The sequence below is a fragment of the Vibrio sp. ED004 genome (assembly GCF_023206395.1).
GTDB lineage: Bacteria > Pseudomonadota > Gammaproteobacteria > Enterobacterales > Vibrionaceae > Vibrio.
Map to the genome: position 1 here is coordinate 2,254,946 of NZ_CP066149.1, position 19,072 is coordinate 2,274,017.

Sequence of the window (19,072 nt, forward strand, 5' to 3'; positions counted from 1 at the left end):
GGACGTTGCATTCTCAAATGCAAACCAATTATGTTAACAAATTTATTAAATGCTGACTAATCAAACAGGGTTACGCTTTTAGATCTAGCATTAAAGCTAGTAGCTCCCTTTTTTCTTCGGCTGATAAACCGACGCTTCTTGCTTTGGCCTGCAGGTTTTCAATTTGTTTTTCAACGCACTGGGCAAGTATATTGTCCAATGAGTCTAAAAATATGTCTTCTTGATTGTCTTCGTCGAGGGGGATTTCCCAGCTCGCGAGACGAGACAGAAGAGCCTCATGTTTATTGTGTCGCCAATGCTCTAATAATTGGCCTGTGTTGATATGGGGATGCTCGTGGCATTTATCAAGTACTTCGACGAATAAACTTAGTCCAGGCAACTGTAAGCCTTTGACACTTGATAAATCCGGTACCATATCAGCATAGCTCGGATTTTGGATAAGCAAAGCGATAACTTCACGCATTGGAGTGCGCTTCAGCTCTTTATGCGGTTGAGGTGTCGGGTTCTGTGTATGAACACGCGCACGTCGCAATTGGTTATCAAATCCAGTCCGCTCATCGAGCAGTTTTTCGAGCAGTTCTTGGAAGTAACTGTCAGGAATTTTGTTAATCAAGGCGCTAGCGTGTGCACGCAGTGCCGATTTTCCTTCCGTTGTTCCCAAGTTCAACTTGTGTATTTCAATCAGGTTATCGAACAAATAAGTCGAAAGCGGCGTCGCATTATGAACAAGTTGTTCGAAAGCGTCTTTGCCGTGTTCTCTTATATAGCTATCTGGGTCTTCACCGTCTGGCAAGAATAGAAACTTGAGCGTGTTCCCTGTTTTCAGGTACTCAAGGGCATTTTCTAATGCACGCCACGCAGCTTCTTTACCTGCACGGTCACCATCGTAACAACAAACCACAGTGCTGGTTTGGCGGAACAACATTTGAATGTGGTCGCCAGTTGTTGAGGTGCCCAGTGATGCCACTGAATAATCGACACCGTATTGCGCGAGTGCTACGACATCCATGTAACCTTCAACCACAAGTACTTGTGGCGGTTCACGGTAGGCTTGCAACACTTCATAAAGGCCGTAAAGTTCTTTACCTTTATGGAAGATAGGCGTTTCTGGTGAGTTCAGATATTTTGGTGTGCCGTCTTCTAAGACACGGCCACCAAAACCAATCACACGGCCGCGACGATCGCGAATCGGGAACATCACGCGTCCACGGAATCGGTCGTATCGGTTGCCTTTATCGTTCTCTATTAACATGCCGCCAGTCACGAGCATGTCTTGGGCTTCTTTCTGTTGGCCAAAGTTCTTACGAACTAAGTCCCACTCATCCGCCACATAACCAATGCCAAACTTCTGGACGATTTCGCCAGACAGACCACGATTCTTTAGGTATTCAATCGCCGGTTTATTGGCTGCTATTTTTAGCTGTGAGCGATAGAACTGGCTGATGCCACCCATCAAATCATAGAGGTTACGTTTTTGTTCGCTGTTGGCTCTAGGTGTTGTTGATATCTCGCCGCTGCGCTGTTCTCTAGGAACATCGAGCCCTAAGTAAGAAGCCAGTTCTTCAATAGCTTCAACAAAATCGAGACGTTCGAACTCCATAATGAAGTCGATAGCATTACCGTGTACGCCACAACCAAAGCAGTGATAAAACTGTTTTTCTTGGCTTACGCTAAAAGAAGGGGTCTTTTCGTTGTGGAATGGGCAACAAGCACCATAGTTTTTGCCTTTTTTCTTAAGTTTCACGCGTGCGTCCACAATGTCGACAATGTCGAGACGCGCTAGGAGATCATCGATGAAACTACGCGGGATGTGTCCTGCCATAAAACCTTAGAAAAATGCACTAACTGAGAGTGTGGATAATAATAGTTTGAATAGGTTACAGATACAAACAAGCCGTGCGTTCCGAAGGATTGCACGGCTTGTTGCAATTTGATTTGGGATTAAGCGAGTTTAGAACGAACTAAACCACTAACTTTACCCATATCTGCACGCCCTTGAATTTGTGGTTTCAAGATAGCCATTACTTTACCCATGTCTTGCATGCCCGCAGGTTGAGATTCTGCAATTGCGCTATCAAGTAGTGCAATAACTTCTTCATCAGTTAGCGGTTGAGGCATAAAGCCTTCAAGTACAGCAATTTCTGCTTTTTCCACGTCAGCAAGATCTTGACGATTTGCCGATTCATATTGAGCAACAGAATCGCGACGTTGCTTAACCATTTTAACTAATACAGCAAGAATGTCGTCGTCGTTCAGAGTGATCCGTTCGTCAACTTCACGTTGCTTAATTGCTGAAAGAGCTAAGCGGATAGTGCCAAGGCGCGGTTTGTCCTTGGCTTTCATCGCTAATTTTTGCTCTTCTTTGAGTTGTTCAATAAGAGCCATAACTCAGTCCTTATGGATTAAGTTATTAGTACAGGCGAACGCGACGTGCGTTTTCGCGAGCTAGCTTCTTAGCGTGACGCTTTTGAGCTGCTGCTTTAGCGCGTTTGCGAACTGTAGTTGGCTTTTCGTAATGCTCGCGACGGCGAACTTCAGAAAGGATACCTGCTTTTTCACAAGAGCGCTTGAAACGACGTAGTGCAACGTCGAACGGTTCGTTTTCACGTACTTTAACTATTGGCATATGCCTTTCACCTCAGGGGTTATTCATTATCGCTGGCTACTCAGTACCAAATCAGAGAAGTTACCCATCGAGCTAACTCTCTATTCGCGTTTGGCCATTAACCAGCTTGATCAAAAATGGTGCGGAATTTTAATCCGATCACAGTAGCTTTGTAAAGCATTTTGTCGATTATAGTCTGTACAATATTTGTTTGAAGAGCTTAGGCAGGGTAATATTGCGCTAATTTCCCATTTTAGACGAAAGCGTGCCGAGAAAATTATGCGCATTATTGGTATTGAAACCTCTTGTGATGAAACAGGAATCGCAATTTATGATGATGAGCAGGGGCTGCTTTCTCATCAATTATATAGCCAAGTAAAACTGCACGCCGATTACGGTGGTGTGGTACCTGAGCTTGCTTCACGTGACCACGTGAAAAAGACCATTCCACTGATTAAAGCAGCTTTAGCGGAAGCTAACCTAACGTCGAAAGATATTGATGGTGTGGCTTACACAGCTGGCCCAGGTTTGGTTGGCGCACTGCTTGTGGGCGCAACCATTGGTCGCAGTATTGCTTACGCTTGGGGTGTACCAGCAGTACCGGTTCACCATATGGAAGGTCACCTTCTTGCACCAATGCTAGAAGATAACCCACCGCCGTTCCCATTTGTGGCGCTGCTGGTTTCTGGCGGTCACACTATGATGGTTGAAGTGAAGGGGATTGGTGAATACAAGATCCTTGGCGAATCGATTGATGATGCGGCGGGCGAAGCCTTTGATAAAACGGCTAAGCTGATGGGCTTAGATTACCCAGGTGGCCCGTTGCTTTCTCGATTAGCAGAGAAAGGCACGCCAGGTCGCTTTAAGTTCCCTCGTCCTATGACCGATCGCCCAGGCCTAGACATGAGCTTCTCTGGTCTAAAAACATTTGCAGCGAATACGATTCGTGACAATGACAACGATGATCAAACTCGCGCGGACATTGCTTACGCATTCCAAGAAGCGGTTTGTGGCACCTTGGTAATCAAGTGTAAGCGTGCCTTGGAACAGACTGGCATGAAACGTATAGTGATTGCTGGTGGTGTAAGCGCAAACAAGCAACTGCGTGTTGAGCTTGAAGCGCTTGCTAAGAAAATTGGTGGTGAGGTGTACTACCCGCGCACTGAGTTCTGTACTGATAACGGTGCAATGATCGCTTATGCGGGTATGCAGCGCCTAAAAAATGGTGAGACTGCTGACCTTTCAGTTCAAGCAACACCGCGTTGGCCGATTGACCAATTAGAGCCAATTGCTTAATACATCAAGATGTTTCTATAAACGGTCGCCTAGTGCGGCCGTTTTTATATCCTAGCTTACCGACTATATGTCGATAAATAATTGCTGATAGAGATTAGGGAAGAAGATGAACAAGTTCACTGTAGATAATCAATCGATGGCGTACCTAGATGAAGGTGAGGGCCCGGTTGTTGTATTGGGTCACAGCTACCTTTGGGATAGCGCGATGTGGAAGCCACAGATTGAGGTATTGAAAACTCAGTACCGTTGTATTGTGCCTGAGCTTTGGTCTCATGGTGAATCTGAAGCGGCACCGAGTGCAATGCGTAACCTGAAAGATTACGCTCAACATGTTTTGGCACTGCTTGATCACCTAAACATCGATAAGTTTTCAGTTGTTGGTTTATCGGTTGGCGGCATGTGGGGCACAGAGCTTGCCGAGTTAGCACCTGCGCGAATTCAATCTCTGGTATTAATGGATACCTTTGTGGGTCTGGAGCCAGAAGTTGCGCACGCTAAATACTTCAACATGTTAGACACCATCACCCAGACTAAGATGGTCCCTCAACCGATTGTTGAAGCGGTGGTTCCATTGTTCTTCGCAAACGATGCTCAAACCAACACACCAGATTTGGTTGAAGGTTTTACTCAGCAGTTATCTGAACTTAAGAGTGATAAAGCAGAACAAGTGGCTCGCATCGGCCGAATGGTCTTTGGCCGTCGTGACATGATCGAATCAGTAGAGAACTTTGCATTGCCTGTGTTGATTGCGGTAGGGCAAGAAGATAAGCCTCGCCCAGTACTAGAATCTTACTTAATGCACGATTGCATTACAGGGAGTGAGCTAGTGGTGATTCCTGGCGCAGGCCATATTAGTTCGCTAGAACAACCAGAGTTTGTGAATACGATGCTGAAAGGCTTTTTAGATAAGCACCTGCTATAAGCACTCTCGATAGTTAAAATTTATCGGCTTAAATCTTTATATTCAAATGGATATATAAGATTAAGCCGATTTTTTTTGCCCGAGTTTTGGCTCGCTGCCATCGAGTAGGCGGCGGATATTCTGGTGGTGACGTAGCACGATCAAACAGCACAGCATGGCCACGGGCAGTGTGTATTGCGGTTTGACTAACCAAGCGTAGAAAGGTGCAAGTAGTACGGTAACCAGTGCCGCTAAAGAAGAGTAACGAAACAAAAATGCGACCACTAACCACGTCGCCATGATCATGCCCGTTAGATCGAATCCTATTGGGGCGATAGCGCCAAGTGCGGTTGCGACACCTTTACCACCTTTGAAGTGGAAGAATATTGGGTACATATGGCCAAGACAGGCTGCAATTGCAACAACGCCTAAAATGATTGGGTCGATTTTTAGGTAGTAACCAAGCCAGACAGGGATGGTGCCTTTGAGCATGTCGCATAGCAGTACTGACGCCGCAGCACCTTTACCTCCGACACGTAACACGTTGGTTGCTCCGGGATTATTCGAACCCACCGTTCTTGGGTCAGGGAGCCTCAAGACTCGGCATATCAAGACCGCACTAGAGATTGAACCTAGTAAGTAGGCAGCAATGATCATGATAAGTGCCAATGGGGTCATGTCTGTCCTTAAACGGTTATAAGCCTAACGATGGGAAAATAATGCTCAATCCAAGAGTAATTGATATCATATCTCGAATTACGCAAATAATACGTTTTTTTCCCCAATATGGGTATCCGACCTCTAAAAGGACAAGTCATGGCACTGGATAAAGTTTTCATTGAACAGTTAGAAGTAATTACAACGATCGGTGTTTACGATTGGGAACAAGAGATCAAACAAAAACTGGTGCTTGATATTGAGATGGCTCATGACAACCGCCCAGCTGGCAAGAGTGATGATGTTGTTGACGCTTTGGATTACTCAACAGTGAGTACGGCTGTGCTTGACCATATTGCTAACGGTCGTTTCCTACTGGTTGAGCGTGTGGCAGAAGAAGTCGCTGAGTTAATCATGACTAAATTCTCTGTACCTTGGATTAAGATCCGCCTAGCGAAGCCGGGTGCCGTTCCACAAGCAAAAGCTGTTGGCGTGATCATTGAACGAGGCCAAGCATGACAGTAGCCTATGTTGGTGTTGGCACGAACATAGACCGCGACAAGCATGCAAGGGTGGCATGGACAGAGCTTCAATCGTTAGGGATTAACCTTAAATGCTCTAAAATCTATCACTGTGAGCCTGTGGGTTTTAATAGCTACCCGTTTTATAACTTTGTGATAGAGCTCGACACATCACTTTCATTGACTGAATTTTCACAGCAACTTCGTAAAATTGAGTTTAAATGGGGTCGCTCTCAAGATGCGCACAAACTTCAAGATCGAAAGCTCGATCTTGATATTGTGTTGTTTGGAGACGTGGTTTCTGAGCGCGAACCAGAATTACCACGCAGTGATATCTATAAATATCCTTTTGTAACACAACCACTTTATGATCTCTGTCCTGCGAGAGTGATCCCGCAAGACGGACGAACCGTCAGTGAAATATGGCAGAAGATGCAGCAATTAGACTCGCTCTCTGTTGTAGATATAAAACTATAATTTTTAAGGTAAGTAATGAGTTATTTTGAAGCGTTTATATTGGCGTTGGTGCAAGGCTTTACTGAGTTTTTACCTATTTCCAGTTCTGCACACTTAATCCTCCCTTCTGCTGTTTTAGGCTGGGAAGATCAAGGTTTGGCTTTTGATGTCGCGGTCCATGTTGGTACTTTAGCTGCCGTAGTTATCTATTTCCGCAAAGAAGTGGTGTCTCTTTTGAGTGCTTTCTTTGGTTCGGTATTTAAAGGCGATCGCAGCAAAGAAGCGAAGTTGGCGTGGATGATCATTCTCGCGACGATTCCTGCGTGTATCTTTGGCCTGTTAATGAAAGACATTGTTGAACTTTACCTGCGCAGTGCATGGGTGATTGCGACAACCACTATCATCTTTGGTTTGCTTTTATGGTGGGTGGATAAGAATTCAAGTCTACGTGATGACGAATACCAAGCGGGTTGGAAAAAAGCCTTGTTCATTGGTCTTGCTCAAGCAATGGCGATCATTCCGGGTACATCTCGTTCTGGCGCTACGATTACTGCAGCGCTTTACCTTGGTTTCACACGTGAAGCAGCAGCTCGATTCTCTTTCTTGATGTCTATCCCAATCATCACTTTGGCTGGTGGCTACTTAGGCCTTAAGTTGGTGACCAGTGGCGACCCAATCCATGTTGGCACTTTGCTAACGGGCGTTGCGGTGTCTTTCATCAGTGCTTATATCTGTATTCACTGCTTCTTGAAGCTTATCTCTCGCATGGGCATGACACCATTTGTTATCTACCGCCTCATTCTAGGTTGTGGTCTGTTTGCCTTCTTAATGATGCAGTAACAGGCTCTGATAACAGTCTCGTCGTAAAGATTGAAATAAAAAGCCCGCTTTATCGCGGGCTTTTTCATGCGTGTTTATCAGCGCACTGAAGATTAGTGATTAGCGAGTTCTGCTAGTGCGCTTTCAATTGCCGCAGCTCTGCGCTTCTCTTGTTCTTCTCGAATATCTTTGCCTTTAAAACCATCGGCAATAATCGCTTTTACCTCGACTTTCAGCGCCGCTTGATAGGCTGCTTCAAAACGAGCCTTTTGAGGATAAGGCTGATCTTCTAAACCTTTACGACCTGCGTGGTCAGCTTGGCAACATAGAAGAATGTCGTTGAGCCTGTCTGGTTTACGCCACACATCGAACTTGTTTAAAACCTTAAGGAAAGTCGTGGGCTTAAGTTCACCCGCGCGATGAATATTAGAGTGCTGCTCACACACTAAAAGTGCGAGGTCTCTGAATTCATTGGGTATTCTTACTCGTTCACACAGTTTCTTGATGATCTTCACGCCAGTATGACAGTGCATTTTGTGGCTTGGCCATTCAGCTTGTGGTGTCACGCCTTTGCCTAGGTCATGCACTTGAGCTGCAAAGCGTACTGGTAACGATGGGCTTAATAGCGCTGCTTGTTGAGCCACCATCAGCGTGTGGATACCTGTGTCGATTTCTGGGTGCCATTTCTCAGGTTGAGGGACACCAAATAGAGCGTCAATCTCTGGCAAAACAACCGCTAGCGCTCCGCACTCTTTGAGCACTGAAAGGAACACTTCTGGGTGTGGTGTGCTGAGTGATTTATGCCATTCTTGCCACACACGCTCTGCCGTAAGATGCGCGAGTTCACCAGATTCGACAATTTCACTCATCATCAACATGGTTTCAGGTGCAATCGTAAAGTTGAGGTGGTGAAGCTTGGCAGCGAAACGGGCAACACGTAGCACACGAAGTGGATCTTCGACAAAGGCATCGGATACGTGTCTAAGAATACGATCTGAGAGATCTTGCTGGCCGTGGTAAGGATCGTGAAGGTTGCCTTCATCATCTTGAGCGATAGCGTTGATCGTTAGATCGCGGCGCATGAGATCTTCTTCTAGGTTGACATCTGGCGCGAAGTAACATTCGAAGCCTGTGTAACCAGAACCTGACTTTCTCTCAGTGCGAGCCAGTGCGTGCTCTTCCTTGGTTTTTGGGTGCAGGAATACCGGGAAATCTTTACCCACCGCAGTGAAGCCAAGGCTTTCCATCTCTTGAGGGGTACTGCCGACCACCACCCAATCTTTATCATAGCTATCAATATTGAGTAGCTTATCGCGCACCGCCCCACCGACTAGATAGCGCTGTAGCCCATTCTCTTTTGGTAGGCTATCGTATATTTGCAACTTATCACCTCGAAATGTTTTATCACTGCTGGACTTTACGGCAAGCAATGGTACTTTCCATTAATCGTAATTATAGGGCAGCACATGTATAAGGAATATTTTGGCTTCGTTGAGATGCCATTTTCGATTGTACCAAATTCTCGTTATTTGTTTTTGAGTCAGCGTCATCAAGAAGCGATGCAGAACCTACAAGCCGGTCTAGGCGAGGGTGGGGGCTTTGCAATGCTTACTGGTGAAGTAGGTACAGGTAAAACAACCGTCGCCAAAGCGATGTTGTCTTCACTCAATAATCAGACTCAAGCTGGCCTTATACTCAACCCTACGTTTTCCAACACCGATTTGCTCGAAGCTATCTGTGATGAGTTTGAGGTCGACTACCCTGAACAAGCATCGCTCAAGCAGTTGAGTCAGGCGATTCATCATTTCCTGCTTGATAGCCATGCAGACGGTATTCAAACCTTATTGGTCATTGATGAAGCGCAACACCTCGCTGCCGATGTGTTGGAACAGCTGCGCCTTCTAACCAATTTGGAAACCGACAGTCGTAAGCTGTTAAAAGTGCTGCTGGTTGGCCAACCCGAATTGCAGCAACACCTACAAACCACGCAGCTACGCCAATTAGCGCAGCGCATTACTGGTCGTTATCACCTACTGCCTCTTAATACGGAAGAAACCGGTAAGTACATCGCGTTTCGTTTGGAAACGGCGGGTGGCGAACAGATGTTATTTTCGAATCGTTCTATTAAGCTGATCGCCCAATATACTCATGGTATTCCACGGTTGATTAACTTGGTGTGTGACAAGGCGCTGCAATTGGCTTTTCATGACGGAGAGCAGTTACCAAGCAATGAAACCGTCAGCCGAGCCTGCCAACAGGTTATGGCTTTTCAGGCAGATGTGTATCATGTCGAGAAGCCACGTGGCGTCGGTGTCGCGCCAAAAATGTTTCAGTATGCAGGTATTGCTACATTAAGTGTCGGTCTTGCCATTGCGACCTTTAATTTCGCGCCATCCTATATCGATTCATGGTTACCTGCAGAGACGGAAAGTGAAGCTAAAACTGAGGTACTGGCACACGCTCAGCGCTCACTAGTAGCCGATACTCCTAAGTTGGTTGCAGAACCTAAGCCAACCAAGTTCGCGCTGCCACAACATATCCAACAACACTTGATGCAGGGAACCAACCGTTCTCTTGCGATTAAAGATCTCTACACCCTATGGGGATATCAATCCTCCTTGCGTGATGGCTTGTGTTTGAGTGAGCCGCAGAGTGTTTTTGTGTGTGAACAACATCATTCTGATTTAGCGTCTCTGTTAGAACTCGGCGTGCCTGTGGTACTCAATCTCGAAATCGACCAAGAGCCTGTATTTGCTGTGCTCTATGGTGTGTCTGAGGATTCGGTCGAATTGCTTGTTAACGAAAAGCTACTGTCTATGCCAAAGCAATCATTAGAACAAGTATGGCAAGGCGACTATGTCGCGATTTGGAAACAGCCGTTAAGAGAGACCCTTAAAGAGGGTTATCAAGGTGAGGCAATTGCTATGCTTGATTTGCTGCTTTCTGAAGTCTTGGGTGAAGTGGTGTCTGGCAGTGATGTGTTTGATAACGAGTTGAAAATGAAGGTGGAAGCCTTTCAGATTTGGCAAGGGATGTCTGTTGATGGCATCGCAGGTAAGCGCACGCTAGCAAGATTGCAAAGATTGGCGCAGCTTGATTCTCCTAAATTGATGTCACTAGAAGGAGGGGCAAGCTAATGTCACGTATTATGCATGAGCTTAAACACTCTTCTGGAAAACAGCACTCTCTTAGCAGACCAAGCTTCAAAGGTTATCAGAATCATCATGTGCCTAGCTCAGCTAAAGGGATGAGCAACAAACGTGGTTCATCGCTCGCGATGGGGCTACTCCTAATTTTGGTTCCGTCCTTACTGGTAGGTGGGGTTCTGGTCTATCAATCTTATAACCAGCAACAGACACACTTAGCAAATCAACCTGTTAATGCCGTGATGGCAGAGTCAAAGCCTAAGCCAGAGATTGAAACGCAAACCGTTGAAGCCAGAACAAAGAGTGAAGCAACAGCTGTCGAGCCTGCACAAGATGATGCCTTGTTTGCTGTTCGTATTGCTCCGACAAGCAAGGCGTTAAAAGCATTACCGCGCCAAGAGGTGTATGCGCAGGTTGAGCTAGAAAGTAACAATGTCGCGGGTGGAACAACAGTAGCGATGGCCAATACCGATAACACACAGCAAACAACAGCGAGTGCAGAACCGGTACCAACCCAACCAACTGTTCAACCCAGTTCGAATGATGAGAATACTGAACTGCAAGCGGATAGTGATTTGCTGCAAGGGTTGGATCTTACTGAGCTTCCACCCGATTTGGCATTAAAGCTTGAATCCATTATGGGTGAACAACAAAATGATGCGCCTGAACCGATGGATTCTAGACCCGCCGGACAAATGGGGTCACAGGTCATCGAGTTAGAAACGCATACCAATAGCTTGTCTGGAGTTCTACCTAAGTTAGATCTACAGACTCACATGTACTCAAGCAGTGAAACCAAGCGTTGGGTAAAAGTGAATGGTCACGAAGTGGCTCAAGGAGATTGGATCGACCAAGACATTCAGTTACTCGAGATTAAACCGCAATCAGTGGTTATTGAGTTCAACCAGCAGAAGATAGAAATCCCTGCGCTGTATGAATGGAAGGGTTAGTGCGTTGCTGTTGGCACACTAGCTGAGTGAAGTTTAAGACAAATAAAAAGGAGCACCTCGGTGCTCCTTTTTGATATTCGCTACTGGATTTACCTTAGTGAAAGGCAAGTAAAGCGGTTAGCTTACGCCCAGCCGTTTGGTGACTTTCTGCGACGAGGCATGATGTGTGGTAGAACAAGGCCTAGAAGTAGACCAATACCAGCAACACCACCACCGTACATGAAGTACTTCAGTAGTAGGTCATCTTTCTGCGTGTCTAGCTTAGCGCGCAGTTCACGGTTTTCTGTTTGAGAGCTTGTTAGCTGTTGGCTAATTTCGCTGTAGTTCTGTTCAAGTTCAGCAATTTGCTTGTTACGAGAATCTAGAGAGCTCGCTAGGCCAGCTTTTTCACTGTCAGCGCTTTGACGAGCGTTTGCTAGCTTGCCTTTTACTTCAGTCAGTTCTTTCTCTAGTTTAGGCATGCGCAGTGCCATGCTTTCTTGAGTGCTTACAAACTTACTTTCAACCCAACCTTTGCGGCCGCGGTTGTCTTGAATCTGGGTGTAACCCGTACTCTTGTTAGTTTGTAGGTATGTAATCTTCTCACCAGCGTCAACACTACCGATGATACGGAAGGTATTGTTTGGGCCAGAATGCATATAAGTAAATAGTTTGTCAGCAATATAACGGTCTTGTGCAAAGGCAGCTGGAGCCGCAAGCATTGCGAACAAAACTAAGCTAATCAGTTTTTTCACAGTAAATCCCTTAACGATTCAAATTGGGTAGGCGGATGAGTCAGCCTCAATTAGCAAATAATATTTAGTTTCTTTATGCGGTGCAACAAAGAAGGGAGGCAAAGCCTCCCTTTCTGTGCGTTTGAGTCAATAATGACATGGCATTTACATATCGTTACCGAAGCTCACACTATTCTGACGCTAGTCATCACTAACGCAGTCGCGATTACATAGTAAACGCAGCTTGAATTCCGTAGAAGAACACAACAGCAAGTAGAGCACCTGCAGGTAGTGTCACAATCCAAGAAGCTACGATATTACGTACAACGCCTAAGTTCAGTGCTGCGATACCACGAGCAAAACCAACACCCAATACCGCACCAACCAGTGTTTGTGTAGTAGAGATTGGAAGGCCAGTACCTGAAGCTAGTACAACCGTACATGCAGTTGCAAGTTGTGCAGCAAAGCCACGGCTTGGTGTTAATTCTGTAATACCAGTACCAACGGTTGCCATTACTTTATGACCCATTGTTGCAAGACCAACAACGATACCGAAGCCACCTAGAGGAAGAATCCACCATGCGATAGTACTCTTACCTGTGATTTCACCCATGTGCTCAACGGTTGATACAACAGCAGACAGTGGACCAATCGCGTTTGCAACGTCGTTTGAACCGTGTGCGAAAGCCATCGCACAAGCTGTGATAACCATTAGTACAGAGAAGATGCCTTCAACGCCAGCAAAGCCGTGGTCTTCTTCGCGGTTAGCGAATTTCTTCTGGATGTATAGGTAACCACCGATCATAACAAGAGCAGAAACGCCAGCAGCCCAAACCCATGCTTCAGTGTTGCTTAGGTGAAGACCTACGTGCTTAAGACCTTTCTTGATAGTTACAAGAGCAATGACCATTGTCGTAATGAACATGTATACCGGAACAAAACGCTTCGCATTGAATAGCGGGTTTTCCGTATCAAAGATCAGTCGCTGCGCACTCACAAATATCACGTAAGCAAAGAAGCCGGAAATAACAGGTGTGATAATCCAACTGCCCACAATGCCTTGAACACTGTTCCAGTCAACCGCTTCTGTACCTACAGAGATACAAGCAAAACCGATGATTGCACCGATGATTGAGTGAGTAGTAGAAACAGGCCAGCCCATGTATGAAGCTAGAAGTAGCCATGTACCTGCTGCTAGAAGTGCAGACATCATACCGTACACAAGTACGTCTGGTTGATGAGCGAATAGAGATGTTTCGATTACACCTTTACGGATCGTATCGGTAACTTCGCCACCGGCAAGATATGCGCCAGCGAATTCAAAGATCATTGCGATAATGATCGCTTGTTTAACGGTTAGAGCTTTAGAGCCTACTGAGGTGCCCATTGCGTTCGCAACGTCATTTGCACCAATACCAATAGCCATCAAGAAACCGAAAGCTGCTGCAACAATAATCAGGACAGTGCCGTAGTTAGCAAGGATATCCATCGTAATACCTAGTTGTTTGATAACAAGCGGAGCAAATTTAGACGCAAAAAACCGCTCAGCGAGAGAAATACTCAGCGCATAAGTGGTTTGTTCAAAAAGTGCTCTTCGTTATATGGTTAACGTATGATTTAAGATCGAGAAAGCATTACTTCAAGACGAGCGCCTACACGCTGTGCTTGATCTGCAATACCACCAACCCATTCAAGAATTTTGTATAAGAACATGATATCAACTGGATTCAGACCGTCTTCGATCGCCATCAATTGTTGGCGTAATTCGATCTGCATCGCATCCGTGTCATCTTCAATTACATCTAATTGATGAATCATTTCAGCAACGAGTGTTACTTCGCGGCCTTTAAAGCCAGTTTCAAGTAATTCGTCTAGTTCATTGATTACGTTTTGTGCTTGGTTCGCTGCATCTAGACAACGTTTAACGTAAGCGATGAAATTTTCTTGTAGAGGAGCAGGAATGACAAGTTGACGACCATATACACGGCCAGCAATGTCTTTCGCTAGGTTTGCTAGTTTGTCTTGCTGCGTTAATAGCTCCAACATATCGGTGCGATCAACTGGCATAAACAAACCACGAGGAAGTTTAAGGCGAATTTCACGTTTTAGTACGTCAGCTTCTTTCTCAAGGTGAGAAATTTGAGCTCGAATTTCAGCTGCTTTTTCCCAGTCACCCTTTGAAGAAACTTCAAAGAAATTAACTAGGTGAGAACAACATTCGTTCACGCATACTACGTGACGCTGCAAAGGTTTAATTGGGGACTTTGCAAATAACCCCATAATTGTATTTACTGGCATGGTCATCCAACCTAATAAATAATAACCTTAAAACAACATACACCATATTCATGGTGAAATGTTAAGCGATGGCTACAAAGTCGCGCATGTTAACCTAATCAATCTCTCATTAAAACTGTTTTAGATCATCATAAGGGCGATATTTCTGACTTGCCGAGTTTTTAAATTGGCAATATCCTGTCCCTATCTTCACAGAAAGGTATAACTATGGAAACCGAGATAGAACTGAAGTTTTTTGTTTCTCCTGATTTTTCAGAGACTTTGCGCAATAAAATTGCTGAAACTAAAGTACTTCAGCACAGTTGTCGCGAGCTAGGTAACATCTACTTTGACACCCCTGACAACTGGCTACGTAAGCACGATACAGGCTTGCGCATTCGACGCTTTGATGACGTATTTGTACAAACCGTAAAGACCGCAGGACGTGTCGTTGCTGGCTTGCATCAAAGGCCGGAATACAACGCTGAGCATGACAGCAATGAGCCTAAGCTCGCCCTGCACCCAGAAGATATCTGGCCAGCAGGTAAAGACATCGAAACGCTGCAAGCTGAGCTCACACCTCTGTTCTCTACTAACTTCACGCGAGAGCAGTGGTTGATTGGTATGCCTGATGGTAGCCAAGTTGAAGTGGCTTTTGACCAAGGCTTTGTTGAATCTGGCGACCAGCAAGAGCCAATTTGCGAAGTCGAACTAGAACTTAAATCCGGTCAAACCGATGCCCTATTTACACTGTCTCGTCAATTCTGCGAGCAAGGTGGCATGCGCCTAGGTAACCTCAGCAAAGCAGCTAAGGGTTACCGTCTTGCTCAAGGTTATCAAGGAGATGAAGTTACTCCTTTGACCTTAGTTGATACTGACAAAAGTGATACCGTTGAATCGTGTTTCATTCAATCTTTAGAGCATGCTCTCGCTCATTGGCATTATCACGAGCAGATTTTTACTGAGCGTCAGTCGATTGAAGCGTTGCATGAGATCAGTCACTCGCTGAGTTTTATTCGCCAAACCTTCACTATCTATGGCGGCATTGTTCCAAGACGAGCAAGTGCGATTTTACGCCAAGAGCTAAAGTGGCTTGAGCAAGAGCTTGAGTGGCTAAAAAGCTATGACCACTTCGAAGATTTGCTGGAAGATAAAGGCCATGTGCTGCGTAAACTCGATGCGCGTAAGTTCTTGGTGGCTGAGCTGAAAGAGATGCAAGAGCAACTTCCAGATCGTGAAGACTTGCTTACTTTGCTGAGTTCGGCTCGTTACACCGGTTTATTGCTCGACCTGAGCCGTTGGATCCTGTCTCGTGGTTGGCAGCCTTTCCTCGACGAAAAAGCGCGTGAGCAAATGGCTCGTGGTATCGAATGGTTTTCGGTGAAGCAGCTTGATCGCACATGGGCGGACTTGATGGAAGCTTTCCCACCTGAACGTGTGATGACCAGCCAAGCCTATATTGATCAGCAATATCGTTTGATGCGCAATCTATACTCAGGTGTAGGTTTCGCGAGCTTGTATGACGATGAAGAGCGCAACAGCTTCCGTTTACCTTGGGCTGACATGGTACAAGGTATTGATGACTTGCTGGCACTTAAAACATTAGAGCCGTTAACTGAGAAGTTAGAAGGCGATGAGAAGGTTCAGCTAGAGCGTTGGTTGGCTCGTCAAGAGGTCTCTATCCTGCATGCGATGGAACAGACACGTCAAATCAGTGTAGAGGTTGAGCCATACTGGCAAGACTAACCTCAACACCAGTATCAATATAACCATGAATTTGAAAATAGGGCTTCGGCCCTATTTTTTTGTTTGCCCAGCGAAGCTGGCAAACCCGTTAGGTTGAAAGAAACCTGAATCACCCCGACTGAGGGGAAGATAATCCGAATCGCAAGGGCGTTGCTGGCTAACGGCAGGGTCTGAAGGAAGCGATAGGAAGTTAACAGTACACAACGCAAGTAAACCTGCTTCGGCAGTATAGGTGGGTAAGCGTCCGAAATAGCGCGAAGCCCTATACTCAGTCAGACCTATGCTGTGCTTGAGGGTGGCATTGTTAACAGGGAGCCAGTGCAGTAACTGGGGAAGCCTGACACCACATCCAAAAGTCTGGAAGCACAAACTCGAAGCGAAAGCTAAGAGCTGTGTTGGTGCGAGGTGGCAGATGAATCCGTAGTAGTGAGTAAGGCTAAGCCCGAGAAGCCCAGTAATGGTGTGGAGGAGAAAACTTAGCTGACCATCAGCATCAAGTCTGATGGAGCACTGAAATGCCAAAAGCACTCAGTGCTGCGAAGGGAGGAAGTACACTTTAAGTCTGTGATGAACAGATGTTTTTTTCAGTGATACCCAAACCGAATCGCTATCGGGGTATTCCTAGTTTGGTTGATTGTGGAAGCAAGATACTGAGCTAAGAAACCGTATAGGGGAGTAACTCTGACACACTTCAGTAAATTGCCATTGAGCTAGAAGGCTGAATAGCAGAGAGAAATAACACCCACACTGGACATGAAACACTTGTCCCCACACAGCACACAACCCAAGGAGAGAAAGTGCGAGTTTATTACAGTTTATATGGTCATCTGCTCAACAAAGAGAGGCTGTATAAAGGGTTTAAAAAGGTAAAGAAAGCGAAAGGCGCGGCTGGAATAGATGAGCAGAGCCTGAGCGACTACGCCGAAAATCTGAGTGATAACCTCGATCAACTCCTCTCTGAACTCAAAACCAAGCAATACAAACCTCAGCCAGTCAAACGAGTAGAGATACCCAAAGAAGACGGAGGGGTACGATTGCTTGGGATCCCAACCGTTAGGGACAGAGTTGTCCAACAAGCACTCAATGATATCCTCACCCCCATCTTCGAAGAGCAATTTCACCCATCAAGTTTTGGGTATAGACCGAATCGAAGTTGTCACGATGCAATCAACAAATCCACGATGTTTATCCGCCGATACGGATTACAGCACGTCGTAGATATGGACTTGTCGAAGTGCTTTGACAAACTCGACCATGAGTTGATCCTCAAGAGCATCAGAAGGCGAGTCACAGATAGCAGCGTGTTAGAGCTGATAAAACAGTTTCTGAAAAGTGGCGTGATGATAGACGGTAGTTGGCAGGAGACAGAGCTAGGAAGTCCACAAGGTGGTGTTATCAGTCCTTTGATTGCCAATATCTACCTTGATGCGTTTCGATCAGGAAATGCGAAAGCGTGACCATAGGCTCGTTCGTTATGCGGATGACATACTCATCTTTTGTCGTAGCAAGGCAGGAGCAGAGAATGCCCTTGCACAAGCGACGAAGATCCTAGAAGGAGAGCTTAAACTCACAGTGAATCAGACGAAATCACATATAGCGCACAGCCGTGATGGCGTGAAGTTCTTAGGTGTAGAAATCGGGAGTCAATTTACCCGCATTCAAACTAAGAAACTGAAAGGGTTCAAAAGTAAGTTAAAGCGACTGACAAAGCGAGGGTGCGGTAAGCCACTTGAGCAAGTCATAAAAGCTTTAAACCCAGTGTTAAGAGGGTTCAGTCAATACTTCAGGATCACCAATAGCAGCAGAGAGTTCTCAAGGTTAGCAGGGTGGCTACGAAGAAGACTTCGTAGTATCCAGTTGAAACTTTGGAAGAAGCCTCAACGGTTACACCGAAGGTTAAAACAGTTAGGGTATAAGCCGCCGTTCCAACATATCTCAATGACAAGTTGGGTCAGTGCAGCGAGTCCCCTATCAAGCTATGCGATGCCAAATCAATGGTTTAATGACCAAGGGTTGGTAAATCTTGGAACAATAAGGACAGGGCATGTGTTCAGCCAATATGCTGAATGGAAGTGTGCATGAGCCGTATACGAGGTCCGTACGTACGGTTCTGTGAGAGGGATGAGGCGGTAACGCCTCACCCTACTCGATGTTTGTTTTTCCAAAGCGTCTAGCCGTTCAAGTATCACTTGCTGCTGTTCTAAAATCTTATCTAACTTGCGCTCTTTGTTTTCTCGTTGCTGATTTTGAAGATCAGTCGGAGAGGTAATCAGATAAGTAATCAAACCTGAAATCATACCGAATACACCTACTCCACAGATGATCACCATCGAAGCCACTAACTGACCCGAAGTTGTCACTGGGTAATGGTCTCTATAGCCCACAGTACTGATGGTCACAAACGCCCACCATAAAGCATCATGACCCGTAGTGATGTTGGCATTGGGAGCTTTGTGCTCTAACAGCAAGATCGTGCCAGCGCCGATAGTCAGCAAAATCACCAATAGCAGAATGATCGAGGCGAAGGTGGTCTCTTTACGATTACGAAACAGCTCTCTGAATACTCGTTTACTTGAACGCAAAACGAGGATGACACGCAGGATCTGAAAAATGCGAGCGAAACGAAGCGGTTCGACCATAGGGATGCTTGCTAAGAAATCGATCCAGTGTACTTTTAGGTATTCTTTCTTGTTTTGTGATCTGAATAGATCAATCGTGAGCTGAAAAAGAAAAACACTACAGATTATAAAATCGAGGCCGATAAGGACTTGTTTCGATTCTTTATCAATCGGCGCAAACAACAAGCCAGAGATCACAAATAACGCTAAGAAAGAGAGAATCAGTGATAATAAGCTCATCGGCTTGGTTGTGTCTTTGATACTATTTAACATTCATACGAGGCTCAAAATAAATCGCGAACTGTGACTCCAATAGCCATCTCGCGGATATAGAAGCCATCAATATATAAGAGTTAATGGAGAACTG

16 protein-coding genes and 2 pseudogenes are annotated in these 19,072 nt (G+C 45.6%); 9 read left to right on the plus strand and 9 right to left on the minus strand.

The annotated features are described in order from the left end of the window. Positions 1-70: 70 nt before the first annotated feature. The 3 genes from dnaG to rpsU all read right to left on the minus strand — a co-directional run bounded on the left by dnaG (position 71) and on the right by rpsU (position 2,626). Positions 71-1,822 carry a DNA primase gene (gene dnaG, locus ITG10_RS10225; protein ID WP_017629388.1) on the minus strand — a complete coding sequence of 584 codons (1,752 nt, stop codon included), beginning with the start codon at positions 1,820-1,822 and terminating at the stop codon, positions 71-73. Between the two features lie 119 nt (positions 1,823-1,941). Then, complete coding sequence (locus ITG10_RS10230; protein ID WP_017629387.1) at positions 1,942-2,385, minus strand: GatB/YqeY domain-containing protein; 444 nt, start codon at positions 2,383-2,385, stop codon at positions 1,942-1,944. Positions 2,386-2,410: 25 nt separating this feature from the next. Continuing rightward, positions 2,411-2,626: a 30S ribosomal protein S21 gene (gene rpsU / locus ITG10_RS10235; protein ID WP_004396009.1), complete on the minus strand. Its 216-nt coding sequence runs from the start codon at positions 2,624-2,626 to the stop codon at positions 2,411-2,413. Between the two features lie 258 nt (positions 2,627-2,884). Here rpsU and tsaD point away from each other — a divergent pair, with 258 nt between their 5' ends. Together tsaD and ITG10_RS10245 are read left to right on the plus strand one after the other, a co-directional pair. Next, positions 2,885-3,901, plus strand: coding sequence for a tRNA (adenosine(37)-N6)-threonylcarbamoyltransferase complex transferase subunit TsaD (gene tsaD / locus ITG10_RS10240; protein WP_017629386.1), 1,017 nt, complete (start codon positions 2,885-2,887; stop codon positions 3,899-3,901). A 106-nt stretch (positions 3,902-4,007) separates the two neighbouring features. Continuing rightward, positions 4,008-4,823: an alpha/beta hydrolase gene (locus ITG10_RS10245; RefSeq protein WP_017629385.1), complete on the plus strand. Its 816-nt coding sequence runs from the start codon at positions 4,008-4,010 to the stop codon at positions 4,821-4,823. 60 nt (positions 4,824-4,883) lie between these two features. On the opposite strand, the gene plsY is transcribed toward ITG10_RS10245, so the two are convergent. Beyond that, entirely contained in the window at positions 4,884-5,480 is a 597-nt protein-coding gene (plsY, locus tag ITG10_RS10250) for a glycerol-3-phosphate 1-O-acyltransferase PlsY (protein WP_017629384.1), read from the minus strand. Between the two features lie 138 nt (positions 5,481-5,618). On the opposite strand from plsY, the gene folB reads away from it, so the two are divergent. From folB to ITG10_RS10265, 3 genes are read left to right on the plus strand one after another with little or no spacing between them, the layout of a single operon-like run. Continuing rightward, positions 5,619-5,978 (plus strand): dihydroneopterin aldolase, encoded by a 360-nt coding sequence (gene folB / locus ITG10_RS10255; protein ID WP_017629383.1) that lies wholly within the window; start codon positions 5,619-5,621, stop codon positions 5,976-5,978. Further along, positions 5,975-6,457: a 2-amino-4-hydroxy-6-hydroxymethyldihydropteridine diphosphokinase gene (gene folK / locus ITG10_RS10260; RefSeq protein WP_017629382.1), complete on the plus strand. Its 483-nt coding sequence runs from the start codon at positions 5,975-5,977 to the stop codon at positions 6,455-6,457. Before folB ends, folK begins: the two co-directional genes overlap by 4 nt. A 15-nt stretch (positions 6,458-6,472) precedes the next feature. Next, positions 6,473-7,276, plus strand: a complete 804-nt coding sequence (locus tag ITG10_RS10265; protein ID WP_017629381.1) for an undecaprenyl-diphosphate phosphatase — start codon at positions 6,473-6,475, stop codon at positions 7,274-7,276. Positions 7,277-7,368: 92 nt separating this feature from the next. Here ITG10_RS10265 and ITG10_RS10270 read toward each other — a convergent pair whose 3' ends face one another. Then, entirely contained in the window at positions 7,369-8,685 is a 1,317-nt protein-coding gene (locus ITG10_RS10270; protein WP_017629380.1) for a multifunctional CCA addition/repair protein, read from the minus strand. Between the two features lie 36 nt (positions 8,686-8,721). On the opposite strand from ITG10_RS10270, the gene ITG10_RS10275 reads away from it, so the two are divergent. After that, positions 8,722-10,392 carry an AAA family ATPase gene (locus ITG10_RS10275; protein ID WP_017629379.1) on the plus strand — a complete coding sequence of 557 codons (1,671 nt, stop codon included), beginning with the start codon at positions 8,722-8,724 and terminating at the stop codon, positions 10,390-10,392. Continuing rightward, entirely contained in the window at positions 10,392-11,351 is a 960-nt protein-coding gene (locus ITG10_RS10280) for a general secretion pathway protein GspB (RefSeq protein ID WP_017629378.1), read from the plus strand. Before ITG10_RS10275 ends, ITG10_RS10280 begins: the two co-directional genes overlap by 1 nt. A gap of 122 nt (positions 11,352-11,473) precedes the next feature. Here ITG10_RS10280 and ITG10_RS10285 read toward each other — a convergent pair whose 3' ends face one another. The 3 genes from ITG10_RS10285 to ITG10_RS10295 all read right to left on the minus strand — a co-directional run bounded on the left by ITG10_RS10285 (position 11,474) and on the right by ITG10_RS10295 (position 14,362). Beyond that, positions 11,474-12,085: a TIGR04211 family SH3 domain-containing protein gene (locus ITG10_RS10285; RefSeq protein ID WP_017629377.1), complete on the minus strand. Its 612-nt coding sequence runs from the start codon at positions 12,083-12,085 to the stop codon at positions 11,474-11,476. Between the two features lie 205 nt (positions 12,086-12,290). Then, positions 12,291-13,553, minus strand: a complete 1,263-nt coding sequence (locus ITG10_RS10290; RefSeq protein ID WP_017061418.1) for an inorganic phosphate transporter — start codon at positions 13,551-13,553, stop codon at positions 12,291-12,293. 128 nt (positions 13,554-13,681) lie between these two features. Then, a complete protein-coding gene (locus tag ITG10_RS10295) occupies positions 13,682-14,362 on the minus strand; it encodes a TIGR00153 family protein (RefSeq protein ID WP_017629376.1) in 681 nt (226 codons plus the stop codon). A 207-nt stretch (positions 14,363-14,569) separates the two neighbouring features. On the opposite strand from ITG10_RS10295, the gene ITG10_RS10300 reads away from it, so the two are divergent. Together ITG10_RS10300 and ltrA are read left to right on the plus strand one after the other, a co-directional pair. After that, complete coding sequence (locus ITG10_RS10300; RefSeq protein WP_017629375.1) at positions 14,570-16,087, plus strand: inorganic triphosphatase; 1,518 nt, start codon at positions 14,570-14,572, stop codon at positions 16,085-16,087. Between the two features lie 797 nt (positions 16,088-16,884). Then, positions 16,885-18,169 (plus strand): annotated as a pseudogene (gene ltrA, locus ITG10_RS10305) (group II intron reverse transcriptase/maturase). Between the two features lie 68 nt (positions 18,170-18,237). Here the strand turns inward: ltrA and ITG10_RS10310 are convergent. Continuing rightward, positions 18,238-18,978 (minus strand): annotated as a pseudogene (locus ITG10_RS10310) (ion transporter); the annotation flags it as partial. Positions 18,979-19,072: the final 94 nt, after the last annotated feature.